Annotated in this window: 19 protein-coding genes and 1 pseudogene; 14 read left to right on the top strand and 6 right to left on the bottom strand. The window is 37.7% G+C overall.

The genetic code is table 11. The features are described from left to right. Window positions 1-1,222 precede the first annotated feature (1,222 nt). On the bottom strand, window positions 1,223-2,035 hold the full coding sequence (locus tag AC1TO4_RS18750; protein WP_482106542.1) for an STAS domain-containing protein: 813 nt from the start codon (window positions 2,033-2,035) through the stop codon (window positions 1,223-1,225). A gap of 107 nt (window positions 2,036-2,142) precedes the next feature. Between AC1TO4_RS18750 and AC1TO4_RS18745 the strand changes: the two genes are divergently transcribed. The 7 genes from AC1TO4_RS18745 to AC1TO4_RS18715 all read left to right on the top strand — a co-directional run bounded on the left by AC1TO4_RS18745 (window position 2,143) and on the right by AC1TO4_RS18715 (window position 6,715). Then, the gene (locus AC1TO4_RS18745) at window positions 2,143-2,478 is read left to right on the top strand and encodes a tyrosine-type recombinase/integrase (RefSeq protein ID WP_482106541.1); all 336 of its coding nucleotides are present in this window, start codon (window positions 2,143-2,145) and stop codon (window positions 2,476-2,478) included. A gap of 154 nt (window positions 2,479-2,632) precedes the next feature. Next, window positions 2,633-3,184: a tyrosine-type recombinase/integrase gene (locus tag AC1TO4_RS18740; RefSeq protein WP_482106540.1), complete on the top strand. Its 552-nt coding sequence runs from the start codon at window positions 2,633-2,635 to the stop codon at window positions 3,182-3,184. A 700-nt stretch (window positions 3,185-3,884) separates the two neighbouring features. Beyond that, on the top strand, window positions 3,885-4,082 hold the full coding sequence (locus AC1TO4_RS18735; protein WP_482106539.1) for a hypothetical protein: 198 nt from the start codon (window positions 3,885-3,887) through the stop codon (window positions 4,080-4,082). A 522-nt stretch (window positions 4,083-4,604) separates the two neighbouring features. Continuing rightward, window positions 4,605-4,805 (top strand): cold-shock protein, encoded by a 201-nt coding sequence (locus AC1TO4_RS18730; RefSeq protein ID WP_025783429.1) that lies wholly within the window; start codon window positions 4,605-4,607, stop codon window positions 4,803-4,805. A gap of 374 nt (window positions 4,806-5,179) precedes the next feature. Then, on the top strand, window positions 5,180-5,380 hold the full coding sequence (locus tag AC1TO4_RS18725) for a hypothetical protein (RefSeq protein ID WP_482106538.1): 201 nt from the start codon (window positions 5,180-5,182) through the stop codon (window positions 5,378-5,380). A gap of 806 nt (window positions 5,381-6,186) precedes the next feature. Beyond that, window positions 6,187-6,375 carry a hypothetical protein gene (locus tag AC1TO4_RS18720; RefSeq protein ID WP_482106537.1) on the top strand — a complete coding sequence of 63 codons (189 nt, stop codon included), beginning with the start codon at window positions 6,187-6,189 and terminating at the stop codon, window positions 6,373-6,375. 91 nt (window positions 6,376-6,466) lie between these two features. After that, a complete protein-coding gene (locus AC1TO4_RS18715) occupies window positions 6,467-6,715 on the top strand; it encodes a hypothetical protein (RefSeq protein WP_482106536.1) in 249 nt (82 codons plus the stop codon). A gap of 403 nt (window positions 6,716-7,118) precedes the next feature. Here AC1TO4_RS18715 and AC1TO4_RS18710 read toward each other — a convergent pair whose 3' ends face one another. From AC1TO4_RS18710 to AC1TO4_RS18695, 4 genes and pseudogenes are all read right to left on the bottom strand, one after another. Further along, on the bottom strand, window positions 7,119-8,501 hold the full coding sequence (locus AC1TO4_RS18710; RefSeq protein WP_482106535.1) for a right-handed parallel beta-helix repeat-containing protein: 1,383 nt from the start codon (window positions 8,499-8,501) through the stop codon (window positions 7,119-7,121). A gap of 533 nt (window positions 8,502-9,034) precedes the next feature. Beyond that, window positions 9,035-9,240: pseudogene (locus AC1TO4_RS18705) on the bottom strand (carbamoyl phosphate synthase preATP-grasp domain-containing protein); the annotation flags it as partial. A gap of 26 nt (window positions 9,241-9,266) precedes the next feature. Next, window positions 9,267-9,839 (bottom strand): hypothetical protein, encoded by a 573-nt coding sequence (locus tag AC1TO4_RS18700; protein ID WP_482106534.1) that lies wholly within the window; start codon window positions 9,837-9,839, stop codon window positions 9,267-9,269. Between the two features lie 255 nt (window positions 9,840-10,094). Next, window positions 10,095-10,436: an STAS domain-containing protein gene (locus AC1TO4_RS18695; RefSeq protein ID WP_482106533.1), complete on the bottom strand. Its 342-nt coding sequence runs from the start codon at window positions 10,434-10,436 to the stop codon at window positions 10,095-10,097. A 696-nt stretch (window positions 10,437-11,132) separates the two neighbouring features. Between AC1TO4_RS18695 and AC1TO4_RS18690 the strand changes: the two genes are divergently transcribed. After that, the gene (locus AC1TO4_RS18690; protein ID WP_482106532.1) at window positions 11,133-11,684 is read left to right on the top strand and encodes a tyrosine-type recombinase/integrase; all 552 of its coding nucleotides are present in this window, start codon (window positions 11,133-11,135) and stop codon (window positions 11,682-11,684) included. Window positions 11,685-12,485: 801 nt separating this feature from the next. Continuing rightward, window positions 12,486-12,656 carry a hypothetical protein gene (locus AC1TO4_RS18685; RefSeq protein ID WP_482106531.1) on the top strand — a complete coding sequence of 57 codons (171 nt, stop codon included), beginning with the start codon at window positions 12,486-12,488 and terminating at the stop codon, window positions 12,654-12,656. 122 nt (window positions 12,657-12,778) lie between these two features. On the opposite strand, the gene AC1TO4_RS18680 is transcribed toward AC1TO4_RS18685, so the two are convergent. After that, window positions 12,779-13,126, bottom strand: a complete 348-nt coding sequence (locus AC1TO4_RS18680) for a hypothetical protein (protein WP_482106530.1) — start codon at window positions 13,124-13,126, stop codon at window positions 12,779-12,781. Between the two features lie 444 nt (window positions 13,127-13,570). Here AC1TO4_RS18680 and gvpJ point away from each other — a divergent pair, with 444 nt between their 5' ends. The 5 genes from gvpJ (at window position 13,571) to gvpO (ending at window position 15,415) form a co-directional block, all read left to right on the top strand. Then, entirely contained in the window at window positions 13,571-13,798 is a 228-nt protein-coding gene (gene gvpJ / locus AC1TO4_RS18675; RefSeq protein ID WP_482106529.1) for a gas vesicle protein GvpJ, read from the top strand. Between the two features lie 48 nt (window positions 13,799-13,846). Then, window positions 13,847-14,317, top strand: a complete 471-nt coding sequence (gene gvpT, locus AC1TO4_RS18670) for a GvpT/GvpP family gas vesicle accessory protein (protein WP_482106528.1) — start codon at window positions 13,847-13,849, stop codon at window positions 14,315-14,317. A gap of 32 nt (window positions 14,318-14,349) precedes the next feature. Continuing rightward, on the top strand, window positions 14,350-14,799 hold the full coding sequence (gene gvpQ, locus AC1TO4_RS18665; protein WP_482106527.1) for a gas vesicle protein GvpQ: 450 nt from the start codon (window positions 14,350-14,352) through the stop codon (window positions 14,797-14,799). A gap of 27 nt (window positions 14,800-14,826) precedes the next feature. Next, window positions 14,827-15,087 carry a gas vesicle structural protein GvpA gene (gene gvpA, locus AC1TO4_RS18660; protein ID WP_482106526.1) on the top strand — a complete coding sequence of 87 codons (261 nt, stop codon included), beginning with the start codon at window positions 14,827-14,829 and terminating at the stop codon, window positions 15,085-15,087. Between the two features lie 64 nt (window positions 15,088-15,151). Continuing rightward, window positions 15,152-15,415, top strand: a complete 264-nt coding sequence (gene gvpO, locus AC1TO4_RS18655; RefSeq protein WP_482106525.1) for a gas vesicle protein GvpO — start codon at window positions 15,152-15,154, stop codon at window positions 15,413-15,415. Window positions 15,416-15,419: the final 4 nt, after the last annotated feature.

The raw sequence follows: 15,419 nt of genomic DNA, 5'->3' as shown, positions 1-15,419 counted from the left end.
AGTTCTCTGTGGTAAATTACTGAAGATATTACATGGTATTTGCAAAAAGAAAGTCTGTTTTAACGAACAATATATGATGAAAGATCTCCACTGTCTCGCAGAGACAGCGTAAACATTTCTTAACAGTGAGACCTATACCAGAAGGATGACACGGAGAAGCCAGCAAAATAACTAAACTAAGACTATGAGTCCCTGGGGCAGCTTAGCATACGCTCTATTTGGTAATAAAAACAAGAAATTCAAGACTCTGTTTATGAAATACGTGAAAAAATATTTATTCTACATCATGAAGTAGTGTAAGCCGTTGATACATCAATGTTTATAGAGGGAGTTTAGTCTAACAAGGAATTTAAGAATGCATCATCCGATTACTTCCTATGCGTTTGAGTTTCTTCTTTTGCCATCTAAGAAAGTGGACCACAAGTGGCCAATATTAAACATTTAAATTACACAAATACGACTCATAAACCTTCACTTGTAGACCATAATCCACATGTGGATCATCATTTCTTTCATTTAATACTCAAATGAGCAGTTAAAGTAGACTATATACAAATAATTATTTGCGAGATCAAAGGGTTTTATTAAAAAGATGTTAAAGGAAGCACGCTCTGTTGGCGTTTCTGTATGCAAAAGTAATCGGAAAATTCCGAATGAAAAAGGAAGGAACGCTGGATTTAGCGTTTCTTCCTTTTTTAAGTTCTTAGTTGTATGTAATTGCCGCAAACGCAGCAGATATTCTATCAACTCTTCTGTTTTCCTTTTACTTATCGAAGTGTTTAATGCTAAAGTCACAAGTACTACCTATCACTAAGAGTAATTTGTTTGCAGTAATACTTTCCCAGTCTAATAGTATCTTATGCATGGGATAGCAAATTTGATAGGTATTCAAAAACTCATACGACCAAAGATGCCACTACAATCATGTTGTTTCTACTTTTTATTTGTTGTGCGTTAGGTAAGCTTAAATATGAAATGATTTTTTCCTACCCCTGCTATTGTTGCGCACACCGTTCTATTTTCTACATAATAAAGGGATGTCGTTGATGACTCCTTATTTCATCACAAGTATTCAACTTTATAACCTAGAAATTCTAAATGTTCCATTCTACTGAAGGTATTGTGACTCTTAGAGCGTTCTATTTTCTTCCAGTAAAGCTTATTGAATTGATCTAAATTTTTTCTAAATAATGTGCATGAATATATAAAAAAACCCTAAGTGTTATTCAAAACTTTCCAATGCTATTTTTAAGTTAGAATACATTTTGCTTCCAGATAAATCTATTCCTTCATTAATAGCCAATTGAGCCAATTTGGGACTAATTCCAGTTGATATAATGTCTATTCCCATTAAACGAAGCATTTGTCCAATTTGGTTAAGATATTTGACGTTTTCTTTGTCTAATTTATAAACACCTGAAAAATCAGCGATAACACAATTTACCCCTAAATCAGACATTTTAGGAAGTAGATTTTCCATCATATATTGTATCCGGTATGAGTCGATGTTTCCTACCAATGGCAGGACAATTATGCCGTCCTTAACAGGAACAATTGGGGTAGATACTTCTGCTAATTCAATCTGCGCCATCTTTTGATACTCGTTCACAAGAAATTCATAATTAGAAACAGTTTCATTAAGGCTTATATCTAACATATGATTTACCTGCTTTATAAGCTTACTTAGTTCTTTCAAGCTAAGATTATATTCCAATCCCAATTCAGTTAATATATCAGTAATAACATCCCTCGTTGGCAAATACCTAACTACAAGAGTAGAAAGATTCCCATCAAGTGAAACCATAGCTGCATTCTTTTTACTCCAAACTAATAGTAATTCAGGTGTTTTTTCTTCTTCACTAATTATGTATTCACCTATAAAACTTACAAACTCAATATACATTGTAACAGCTTGATCTTGTTCCCATTTAGGAATATCCTGATTCAGAGAATTAAGAACACCGTTAACAATTTCAATAGCCAATGATTCTTTATTACTGAGAAGATGATTAGAAATGTTGTTAAGTGAGTTCATAATTCTTTCTCCCTTTTTGTTTGCCTTCTTAATCAATGATAAAAATATGAACTATTTATGTCAAGGTGAAGGTACTGATTAACACCAAAACTTCATAATACCCCCCGTTGTACTTTTACGGGGCAGGTCAGAAAATACTCGAGGTACTACTCGAGCAGAATCGGATTATCCGAGAAGAGAAGGGCGTAGTTAATGATTACGTATTTATCACGCAGCAGGCCGAGGGCATTATTAATCCTAATGCGCCGAAGTCCAACGCAATAGCGAAGCATCTAAATTATTATAAGCGGACGTATGGAATTCGAAACATAAATCCTTACGGGCTACGTCGGGGCTTCGCAAAAGACATATACAAGCGTAGCAAAGGCGACTTAGAACTCGTCAGCAAGGCGTTAGGTCATTCAGACTTCGCGGTATTTGTATTTGGGTTTGATTCCGATTAATCGCATATCTTCGGGCTAATCGCTGATGTACGCTTTAGAAAAAAGAATACATCGGGAATCGCGTAGATATCGCATTTAGTAGTTGTGTTCTATTTCGATGTATTGTATAGTCAATAAAACGACATAGTCGTACATCGGAAAAGGAGAAGAATTCATGCAAAAAGTACAGCCGATTAGAACGACCGAGGATATCGAGAAATTCATCAAGGCAATAATTCTAGCTTCACCGTTGACAGCGGATCGCAACGTTCTTCTATTCAAACTCGGAATAACAACGGGGCTACGAATAGGCGATATCGTACAGATGCGTATCGAAGACGTTAAGGGGCGTAGTAGCGTTCTCGTCAAGGAAGGTAAGACGAAGAAGATGCGCGAGGTCTATCTTGACGACATCATGCCGGAGATAACCGACTACCTAGACGGACAGCCGTCGGAGGGCTACCTATTCGCGTCGGCCAAGGGTGGGCACATATCGACTACACAGGGCTATAGGGCGCTCGCCAAGGCAGCTGATTTGCTCGGCTGGGATTTCATCGGAACGCATTCTCTACGTAAAACATTCGGCTATTTCTACTATAAGAAGACGAAAGACATCGTAACATTATCGGAAATACTTAATCATTCATCGCAGCGAATGACGCGCCGTTATATCGGTATATGTGATGAAGAGATACGCGAGTCTATCCGTGGTCTAGGCATGTTCTGAGCGGACAGCGCCTCGATGTAACGTATATAAGCAGACGAAACAACGCTGTTATTAACGCTTGAAACAAAGCGTATTGATAGCCGTTATTTACGTGCATGGCGATAGGTACGACGGGGGAATCCGGCTACCCCCAAGTGCCCCCTCCAATATCGCCGCGGCTGGTCAATGCTACTTACGCGCGATAATTTAATGTTTCGGACTTTATACCTGTGCGTCTAACCCGATACAAATTAGCGTACAACTTTTTGAACTCGGGGCGTCAATCGCAATAACCGTTCCCACCCGTAAAATATTCGCCGTATCAAAATTACATTGTAAACTGTGTTTTTGTTCCATGAAAACTCAGTATCTGTCTTTGTTAACGAACTTCCATATAACCCCGTAAATTGAACTCTATTTTAATTTCTGTCCAGCATAATAGATTGTTGGAAGCCTTGGTTCTTAATCAAACACAACACAAATACAACACATGGTATTTAGAAATGTGATATCTACAAGGTTAATCAACACATTTACACGTCCTCCTGGGACATAAGTAAAGCGCGGTTCAAGCCTTGTTGAGACAGGGTTTGAGACAGATTAGGGATTCGGTCAGGTCTTCGGTCATGGGTGCAGAATCCCTTTTTTTGCACCCTAACATTTACGTATAGTAAGACACGAAATTACCTTCCAATTCAACTGAATGGGGGATTTTATTATTATGACGAAAAAGACAGGATTATTTGATGTGGATTTCACACTGACAACCAAAGAGCTCACCACTTCCATTAAAGGGGTGAAGGCAACTACCGCTCACAACAAGCTCTTTTCGGAAGCTTTAGGAACTTATTATCAACCAAATCCAGGTGAGCGGCTATCGCCCTCGTACTTTACAGGATTGAGATACGATCCTGCATAACTTTACAAAGTGTACAGGGATTACCTATTTAGAAGAAGTTACAGGAGGTACTATTTACTTGTGGTTAGATTCCATGCAGGTAGTAAATCAAACAAAGTTAACACAACACGTTTAAAGGTTGTGAAGTCATTCTTAGGTAAGTACATTAACAATGGTTGGTTTAAAGTGAACTTTTGGCACTCTATCAACGTGTGCTAAACCAAATGATATTGCTATCCTTATCTCATTGGTTGATAAAAGTACCTTTATTGGTTTGATTGGAACTTCAATACAATTGTAATGGGTATACAGAATTATTATTCGGTTGCTACAGAAATTACAAATAATCTCAATGAGTTGAACTTTCCTCTACGTAGGTCGTCACTATATAATAGATTTGCTATCTATTTCATCATATATATGTTATTCTTAGAAAGAGTTATTTTTGTTCTTTTTCGGATTGAGAATTTTGTTTTTCGTCTAAGGTATTTGAGCAAGGGTAGTAACACATTGTGTGGATATCCGCACTAGGAGGCAACAATTATGGAACAAGGTACAGTTAAGTGGTTTAATGCAGAAAAAGGTTTTGGATTCATCGAGCGTGAAGCAGGAGAGGACGTATTCGTACATTTCTCAGCAATCCAAAGCGAAGGTTTCAAATCTTTAGACGAAGGTCAAAGTGTAACGTTTGAAATTGAACAAGGACAACGTGGCCTACAAGCTACAAATGTTCAAAAAGCTTAATAACAGCTAGAAAAAGACCCTATAAGTAGGGTCTTTTTTTTAGTGCTTAAATTAGTTTTTATTATTAGTAATCTGTATCACTTTGATCGGAAATCTGCGCTTATTTTAAGTGTGAGTTTAAAATAAAGTAACGTTTGTAATAAAGATGTACCGTTTTACCCCTCTGGATATGCGATGTCCAAAAGGTGGGTAAAAATAACATATCGATATTCAACTAACGGGTGCGTTACTGAAAGAAGGAATAGAAATATAAGAAGCGGAAATTAGATGTAATATCAAGTTTGCCCAGACTTATATAGTTTGGGCTTTTTTGATTCTTCCGGTTGAAACCATTATTATTGAAGGAACATATTAGATCGGAAGAGGTGATAAATATGGCTGAAATAATACCATTCAAAACTAGACAGCAATTAGAAACAGAAAAGACCGTTAAAGTAATGCGTGAGTGGGAAGCCCACTTGGAAAGGGAAGAAGCAAATTGGCACAATGTAGTAGATAGTGAAATGAAGGAAGAACAGAATTTACAGCAAGAGGAAATTGAATGGTTGAATGAATGGGCGAAGAAAACTGATTAACATTGAAGTTCAGTAGCTAAAAGAGAACAAGCCGGTTACCCACATGTGTGATAACCCTTCAAACACTTCGATTTTAGCAATCGCGGAAAGACTTGCCCCGTCCTCCCACAACGCATAAAACTTGTCCAAGAAACTAGAAGATAAGATTAATCAGTTTATGGGTGACGATGATATGACTTATGTGCAGGCATTGAAAAAGGCACAGAAGGAGATTACGCCACCTAGTCGTGTGATTCCGTATGTGAGTTATGAGGAATGGGCTAAGGGGAAATAGAAATCAAAGGAGTGGTTATTGTGGAGGAGTCCTGTTCGACTAGGGTATAGTGATATTGTTACTGTGGTTGAAATTACGGTAAAGGGGGTGGGTCATTTTGCTTCACGGATATATTGTTAAACGCAATTATATTTTAGGGAGGAAGTGATCCGCTATCTCGGTTCGTTGCTCCGTTATTCAACCGGTCTTTGAGCACAGACCTAAAAGAAGCTTATTTTTGTGCCCTTATAGGTGTGAACTATAAGGGCACAAGGATGAATTATCAAAGAACTCAGAAGAAATCAAAGCATGGCTCTTAGCCGATATAGATAACGCAGATGTAAAAACGAACCTCGGAGAACTTTCAACGCCTACAGTTAAGGGAGCGGAAGGGTTCCTAGATACGTATGTAGGAAAGAAAGTGTAACAACCTTGTTTGGATAGCAATTTTACAAAAGGTTTTACTACATGGAAAGAAAAAATCTCGACACTCTCATCGATTCAGAAGTCGCTAAACGTAACCCGTCTAAATCACCTATTGAAATTCAACTCGATGAAGACAATTAAATCAAAAGCTATTAAGATGACAATTATAGAAGTATTGGTTAAGAATGATCTCATTACAAAAGAAGAATTCAAAGATAGAGCTGATGAGGTATTTAATGAAATTATAATGCTGCTATTAAAAGGAATACTAGAGTTGGATGATGAAGAATTCGAAAAGTATGTCGGGAAAAAGTGAACGAAAGCATCCATAGGGGTTCTTTCTCTATGCCTAAAATAAATAAATTTAAAGGATTTTCACCTTCTATGACGAAGGTTGTCTGAGGGAGGTGAGAAAGATAAATTCTTATGAAGTGCATTTATCGTTGAAGAACGGACAAAACTACTTGTTTTTTAAGAATGCAGTAAGTAAAAAACAAATTATTGATGAAATTACTAGTGAGCACGGTCAAGAGTGGTATCACTTTATTTCTACAGACTATGTTAAAAATCAAGTAAGAAAAGACCAAGTTGTAAGTATCGGAATCTCTTTAAATAAAGAGGAAGCTCAAGAGTTTGAGTCTACATTGAATTATTAAAAGTTTCAGCAAAATCAACAAATGCAAAATAATTATATGAATCAACAGAACCAACAGAATTAATAATCTACTCAACGGTTATCAAAGCTGATTCTGGAAAGTGTCGATTAGAGCTTCCAGATATTATACTTTTTTTATACACTTAAGGTTAAGTATTTCGGGATATTATTCACTACGAAATACGTCACTGCTATCGGCATTCGCAACTATGAAACGTGCTATTCTTCTAATAGGAATATTAAAGTTTTTATCATACTAATGTTGGTTAGCCATTGACATTTAATTTACGTTAGAGGCTGGGACATAACTAGCCGATAAAAGTGCAAAAAGGGAACGGTCATCATTTTTTGATGATCGTTCCCTTTTTAAATTTATCTTTTTATCGTTTTAGGTCCTTGATCTTTCAATTGTAAGATGTGGCGATGTATTTTCTCAAGTTTACTGCCATAAAAGCGAAGCCCATTTCATTAAATCCTTCTTGAATATCTGAATAGTAGTAGTATCTTCGCGTAAAATAGATTTTCATGAAATTCAACGTCTCTGGATAGACTGAGTCCTCTTTCGGTAAAATAGGAGAATGCGCTGTTTTAACTGGTATAAATTCAGTATGTTCTTTATCGTATTTTTTATATTTAGGATTAATACGGATAAAATCCTCCACATAATTAATTACAGTATTTGTAGAAAGAGCTTCTTTATTATCCTCACTTAACTCATTATATGTTACATCATATTCAGAACCAGAATCACTGTTTTTCCAAGCTAAAAATTGCATTGCCCGCGGTATATCTTCAAATACATTATTTTGGAAGGTAGGGTTGATGGCACCACTTGCCATAATCCCACTGTTAGCATTAATTTTATCTGAGTCTACATTTTTAAACGTATTGTTTTCTATCGTTGCATTACTCCAGTTCAACACGCGAATGGCATCCTGACGCATTTTCTCTATTTTATTATTCCTGATAATGATTAGGTCATGATATTTCCCATTGGAATATTTATGTGTGCCGATTGCCCGGTCCAGGTCGTAGAAAACGTTGTTTTTTATCGTCATATTGGAGTTAGGTGTTTTATCGAACTTACTCCACTTAGAGCTCCAGCCATTCGTAAGCTTGTCAGGAGTATCGATATTGATCGCTTCTTTGATTTCAGTTGATGAAGGTTTTGAATTCATAAATTTATTGTTGGATATAACAGCATCCTTTGTTGCATCAATCTCAATGAAATGGCCTGAATACATGTTTAGGAAATTAATATTTTCGATCCTGATATTTTGATTATGGCCGGCAATAATAGCAATACCATCCTTTTCGAAATTCAAGTCAATCGTCGCTGTACCAGATCCAATGATGGAGATGTTGTTTTCACCATCGTATTCACCATAGACACTTTCTTCTTTGCCGAGAGAAGGACGGATAAATTGAAAAATTGATTTATCAGCATCGAATTTAGATGTCCCAGTTTCATTTCCATTTACAATTTTTGCACCATCTTCTAGTTTAATCGTTACATTTGAAGGTACGAACAATACGTTTGACACCGTATAAGTTCCCTTTTCTAATACGAGTGTGCCTCCATCGGATTCTTCAAGTTGTTCAAGATATGAACGAATTAAATAATAATGTTTAGTATACTCATTATAGGTTGAATTGCTCATTAAATTTCTATTATATGGTTCTCCGCTTGGTGTAATAGTATATGTTTCTGCCTTAGCTTCAATTGACTTTGTAGGATAGATAACCAACAAAGTCAACGCAACTAAGGTCAGTAAAAACTTTTGCATAATCCCTATGTTCCTCCTGGTAATTGTTTATAAGTATTTTTAGAAATGGCGCTCGCCAAGCCTTTAGGCGAATGCTTTAGTTGCAAGTCAGAAAGTTTTTATACTTTATGACTGATTAAATTTAAATAGAAATCAAATCCAACTTTAAATCTATTGAATTCCTAGTAATTTTTTTGCTAAGAGTTTGTCTACTCCATAAACTGTATACCCCAAAGACAATTAAATAATCGTATGGAAAGGGTATTTCAGTACCGCTAAAAATGCAAATAGAAGTAATTTTTACGTTTTCCAGATATATAGAATATATAAAAAACATGACTAACTTTTTAATTACATTTATATAAAATTTCGATTAGGAACATTGCTTATAAAAAAGACATCGCTTACATCATAAATATAGGACTCTATGAATTCCCAAGAGAGATGTTAAGGGAGTTTGGTCTAGTTTGGCACCTCTTAAGGCGTGGAACGACTACAAAAAATAGGGGAGAAACAGTTATGAATATAAAGTCTAAATTAAGAGTTGCAATTAGTTGTGGAATTCCAATTTCATGCAGTGGACTTTCAAACTTACGGTTTTCCGCACGATTCGTATCTTCCAACGAAGTTCCTAAGATTTTCACGCCGTGTGCTTCAAGGCCGGCTGCTAAGTTGATAGCTGTTTGTTCACCAAATTGTACGATAACGCCTTCAGCTGCTCAAGATAAACGATGTGCATTACATCTTCGATTTGTCTTGGATTTCCTTTATAATACTTAGTTCAGCCTATTTCTTATCATCTTTCAACTCCTGTATATCTTCCATCTCTTTCTGATATTGCTCTTCTACATCACTTGTCGCGGGAATAAAAGGCTCATCATTGAAGTCGGTACGTTTACCATACCGAAGCATTTCATAAATAATCATTCCGTTATTTGGCTTCCCGTTTACGGTTCTCGTGGGAATGACGTCAAAAAGTAAATAATAGAAGGCAAGGAAAATAAACCGCTCCCAAAATGTTTTGTATTCCTGAAGCATTCCGTTGGCTAGTAGGGCATTGATGGTGACAGCAAGTACCAGGTTGATTATAAGTGGACCTGCATAAATACATATGTATGCAAAGTTATTTTTTCTAATCAACGAGTCGTAGGAAAACCAACTATACACATGATAATATTTTCGTACGTCGAATACGCCTAGTTTGAAAATCCGAGGGCCAGATCCAATCGTTAGTCTAGGGTTTTTAACCCCAAAAATACCGCTGACGATAAAGTAACCGGAATCCCTCAAAAATATAACAACCAGCAAGATGATAAATCCTGATATGATTAAGGACGCTAAATCTGCGAGTCCAAACAAATTACTATTTCCCCTCCTGTCAAACAAACCCCAACTAGCTAAAATACCCATTTATGAGGAAATTGAATCCTTTATATAGGAAATACAAATTTCGCTATCATCGGGCGTATCCGTAAAGAGTATATTTTTACAATTTGCGGATTTGTTCGCAGCAGCGATTAATAGGAAATATAACAATCCAGGTACTAACAATAAAGACGAATTTGGGCTACACCAACATATTGAGCTTTTGCGGGAACTCGAATTTCAATATAATCATACGGTTGCATCTTCGTTCCCGCTTTCTTCCATTTCAATATCCATAACTTCTCCTAAGCCAGTTATATCAAAAAGTCTTTTCAGACGTGTGTTAACGCCAACAATTTTAACATGTCCTCCATTTACCTTGATAACTTTATAAAAACCAACAAAAACACCCAGTCCTGTACTATCCATATAATTAACTTCGGACAAATCCAATTCAACTTGTGTATCATTTGCTTTTTCAACAGTTGCAAGACGTTCTCTTAACATTGGTGCTGTGAAGGCGTCAATCTCACCGACAATTTTGAAACGCTGAACACTATTCTCTTCTAATAACTCAACTTGCAAATCCATATTCATACCTCCGAATTTCTCTATTTTTATGATAACGCATACTATAAAATAGCGTATCCTTTATTATAAAAATTAAACCTTTTCAATAATTATATCTTAGAAACTGTACGTCTAAATGAGATTAAAATTTCTGCATAATTCCGATCCATCGACTTAATCAATTCAACACGCACATCCATTCCCTCCTCTTTTAAAAGTCATTCTACTTCCTTTTGACGGACGGTTACAGAAAATACTCGAGGTACTATTCGAGCAGAATCGGATCATCCGAGAAGAGAAGGGCGTAGTTAATGATTACGTATTTATCACGCAGCAGGGCGAGGGCATTATTAATCCTAATGCGCCGAAGTCCAACGCAATAGCGAAGCATCTGAATTATTATAAGCGGACGTATGGAATTCGAAACATAAATCCTCACGGGCTACGTCGGGGCATCGCAAAAGACATATACAAGCGTAGCAAAGGCGACTAAGAACTCGTCAGCAAGGCATTAGATCATTCAGACTTCGCGGTATTTGTATTTGGGTTTAATTCCGATTAATCGCATATCTTTGGGCTAATCGCTGATGTAAGCTTTAGACAAAAAGGATACATCGGAAATCGCGTATATATCGCATTTAGTAGTTGCGTTTCATTTAGACGTTTGGTATATTCAATAAAATCACATAACCGTACATCTAAAGAGGGGCGAAATTCATGCAAAAAGTACAGCCGATTAGAACGACCGAGGATATCGAGAAATTCATCAAGGCAATAATTCTAGCTTCACCGTTGACAGCGGATCGCAACGTTCTTCTATTCAAACTCGGAATAACAACGGGGCTACGAATAGGCGATATCGTACAGATGCGTATCGAAGACGTTAAGGGGCGTAGTAGCGTTCTCGTCAAGGAAGGTAAGACGAAGAAGATGCGCGAGGTCTATCTTGACGACATCATGCCGGAGATAACCGACTACCTAGACGGACAGCCGTCGGAGGGCTACCTATTCGCGTCGGCCAAGGGTGGGCACATATCGACTACACAGGGCTATAGGGCGCTCGCCAAGGCCGCTGATTTGCTCGGCTGGGATTTCATCGGAACGCATTCTCTACGTAAAACATTCGGCTATTTCTACTATAAGAAGACGAAAGACATCGTAACATTATCGGAAATACTTAATCATTCATCGCAGCGAATGACGCGCCGTTATATCGGTATACGTGATGAAGAGATACGCGAGTCTGTCCGTGGTCTAGACATGTTCTGAGCGGACAGCGCCTCGATGTAACGTATACAAGCAGACGAAACAAAGCCGTTATTTAACGCTTGAAACAAAGCGTATTGATAGCGGTTATTTACGTGCGTGGCAATAGGTACGGCGGGGGAATCCGGCTACCCCCAAGTGCCCCCTCCAATATCGCTGCGGATGCTCAATGCTACTTACGCGCAATAATTTTATGTTATGGACTTTATACCTTTGCGTCTAATCCGATATAAATTAGCGTACAACTTTTTGAACTCGGGGCGTCAATCGCAATAACCGTTCCCACCCGTAAAATATTCGCCGTATCAAAATTACATTGTAAACTTTGTTTTTGTTCCATGAAAACTCAGTATCTGTCTTTGTTAACGAACTTCCATATAACCCCGTAAATTGAACTCTATTCTAATTTCTGTCCAGCATAATAGATTGTTGGAAGCCTTGGTTCCTAATCAAACACAAATACAACACATGGTATTTAGAAATGTGATATCTACAAGGTTAATCAACACATTTACACGTCCTCCTGGGACATAATTCAAGTTAGAAGAAGTTAAGGGATTAAAAAACCGCTACAAACGTTGTATTAACAGCGTTTGTAGCGGTTTTTTAATTTTGGGGAATTCGTTAAAAAAAGATAGAAAGTGATACCGATACGATCATTTTCTCAAAAAAGATGGGAGAGTTGGGTAATCTGTATTTGTGATAGCTGCGAAAACCCGAACAGGATTTCGAAACGAAAGGACTCAGCTTATTTACATACAGATCTGGATGACCTTAAAAAGTTCGCGAAACTAACGAGGGTACATGAGTGATGGACCGGCGTCCGTGGAGGCTGTTGTATCGGTGGGAAGAGACTCACAAAGTCTGGTCTTATCAACCACTTTGGGTAAGGAGTTAACGAGTTTATTTACATTGCCAGAAGGAATCGTAGTCATCGTAGCTAGCGTGCTGTTGATGCTATCGGGGTATGCGTAGGGCGATTGAATAAGAGAGCAGTTGACACAAATTACGAACAAAAAACTATTAAAACGAGATTTAAATATAAAAGAGAATCCATTCCAGGATTCCCATTAGAAAAATAAAAATTGTTTACCGTTTTAGGATAATCGCCAAGACGGAATTAAAGAGTGAAATTGAAAAAAGTAGCTCATCACAACATGAATAAATGAATACAAAGCTAATGTTGTTAGATAGGTAAGAAACCAAGTGGCTAGGGGTTTATTTAAAAATAGGTAAAGCAATAACATCCCAACTGGAAATGGTATTAATACAATTAGCCATATAGGGGCGCCAAATGCTTCGGTAATCGCACCTAACGAAACAACGGAAACCCCGATTATAATAGCTTGCCAAACAGCTATACCATTTTTGATTAGAAGACTACCTAAAAAATAGGAACAAGCAGTGAGTATAGTTGCTAAAAGAAAACTAAAAAAATAATTCATAATACCCTCCTTTGTTGATTTATCTATTTTCGATTGTACCAAAGGGCAGTTAGTAAAATAAGGAATAACCAAAATATTTAAGGAGCTCATCACATTTTGAACCTGTGAAAATCAGAATGGGAGATAAAATGAAACCTATCGACATAAGGAAAGTGAGTAATCTTGAAATATAAAGAATTACAACACTACATTCAAAGACAGTTAATACGTAGTTCGAACATAAAGCGAAGGGAAAAAATGAATCCAATAAATGGAATATCGAGAATGGCTGAACATATACCGCATGAAGCGTTGCAGGACATTCAGTGTTTATAAAGAACAGGAATTTGGGCGTTGGTTAATATTCCCTCGTTTAATTGAGTTTAACACAGGTATATACATAACGTGGCCAGTTATAGAAACGCAACTCCAGCCAGGTGAAATAATGGAGAGGAGGAAGCGATAATGAGTGTTCAAAAAAGTACAGATAGTTCAAGCCTTGCTGAGGTGATTGATAGAATTTTAGATAAGGGAATTGTGATTGATGCCTTTGTAAGGGTGTCTCTAGTCGGGATTGAAATAATTACAGTGGAAGCCCGAGTGGTTATCGCTAGTGTGGATACATGGCTTCGATACGCAGAGGCTGTTGGCCTATTGCGGGATGAAGTCCAGGATCAAGGTCTGATTAGTTAGTAGAATTCAAGAAGAGCAATTAAGTTATTAAGAAAGGGTGAACAGAAAATGAGTAGTCAAGAATCCAATGAAAGCTATGAAGTGGTGGAAAAGGAAGAACAAAAGCAAACGGAAAGTAATCAGCCACAAGAGAAGAAAGGTCCGAATTATTCCATGAACTTTGCGCTGATCGGCGGTGTGGTTGGAGCAGGAATCGGCTTGCTTGCCAATCCGGATACGAGCAAGAAGACCATGGAAAAATTAGGTGAATCTGAATTGGTGAAAGTGGCGAGCGAGGAATTCAGAAAAACGGCTCAGGAGCTTCTAGCAGGGCAAGCGCAAAACAGCATCAAGCATCTTGCTTCAGGGTATATGAGTAAAATCGAACAAGGGCTACTGTCCCCGAAGAAGGGTGATAACAGTGTTCCAAACACGGAAAACCAACAAAGCTATAACGAAATAAAAGAAGAAAACAAACAGTTAAACAATCGCCTTGAAAAAATTGAAGAGATGCTGAATAATCTCGTGGCTACCAAGTGATAACAAGTCTTTAACTCGAAGGGGGTTAGTGTATGGACAAGCAACTGGTACAAACTGCAGGGAAAGTGGCCGAAAAGGTGATTGAACATACGCCAGAACCGATTAAAGACAAAGTAAAAGAAGTTATAGCTGATAAAGCCAAGGAGAAAATTGTCGAGAATGTCCAGGACAAGGGACATCAATTAACCGAAAACCTGGAGAATGCTAAAGAAAAGTTAGCCGATAAAGTTGGAGTCAATGCAGGAGAAGCGAAGGGGAAAACCCAGGATTTACTGCTTTCAGCCCGGGATAAGCTTGGGAAAGTGGTCGAGGCCGGGGAAGAACTTCAGAAGAAAGTCTCCTCGGCAAGTAAAAGTGATGATAAACGGAAAGTGAAGGGTGTCTCGGACATTAATGGAATTGGCTCGATCAAGACGTCCAAGGACATTAGGGGAGCCACCAAGATTAAAACTATAAAAGACATCCGGACCATTGGTTCTTAAAAGGATTAACGAAAGGAGAATGCAATAATGGCACTTCAAAAAAGTACAGACAGTTCAAGTTTAGCGGAGGTTATTGACCGAATTCTGGACAAAGGGATTGTAATTGATGCATTTGTAAGAGTATCAGTTGTCGGGATTGAAATTTTGACAATTGAAGCAAGGGTGGTCATTGCCAGTGTCGATACATGGCTGCGATATGCAGAGGCGGTTGGGTTGCTACGAGACGGTGCTGAAGAAGACGGTCTTGCCCTCAAGTCGAATGAAGGAAATGCTCGATTTAGTATCTAGAAATCCGCTGGTGTCGCTAGGGTTAAGGCAACTCTGGCATGCTAGCTTTTAGCAGGAGGCTACCATGGAAATTAAACAGATAATCGGAAATGTGACGGAATTTTTTAATGAATTTGTAGCCCCGGTCCATAAAATTACTTCCATAGAAGCAAGTGATGATAATGGCTGGAAGCTGACGGTGGAAGTCATTGAGGAAAAGGAATATATGAAGAAATATGCAAAGGATGAAATGCTTGGCGTTTATGATGTCCTTCTCAATGAGGAAAAGGAAATCACATCCTATAAAAGACGGGATATCCGTTTTAGAAGCTCCATCAATATGGAATAGTAAG

Source organism: Sporosarcina sp. Y838, assembly GCF_056786515.1.
The sequence above is the reverse complement of the archived record's forward strand: the minus strand, read 5'-3'. Positions and strand labels throughout refer to the sequence as shown.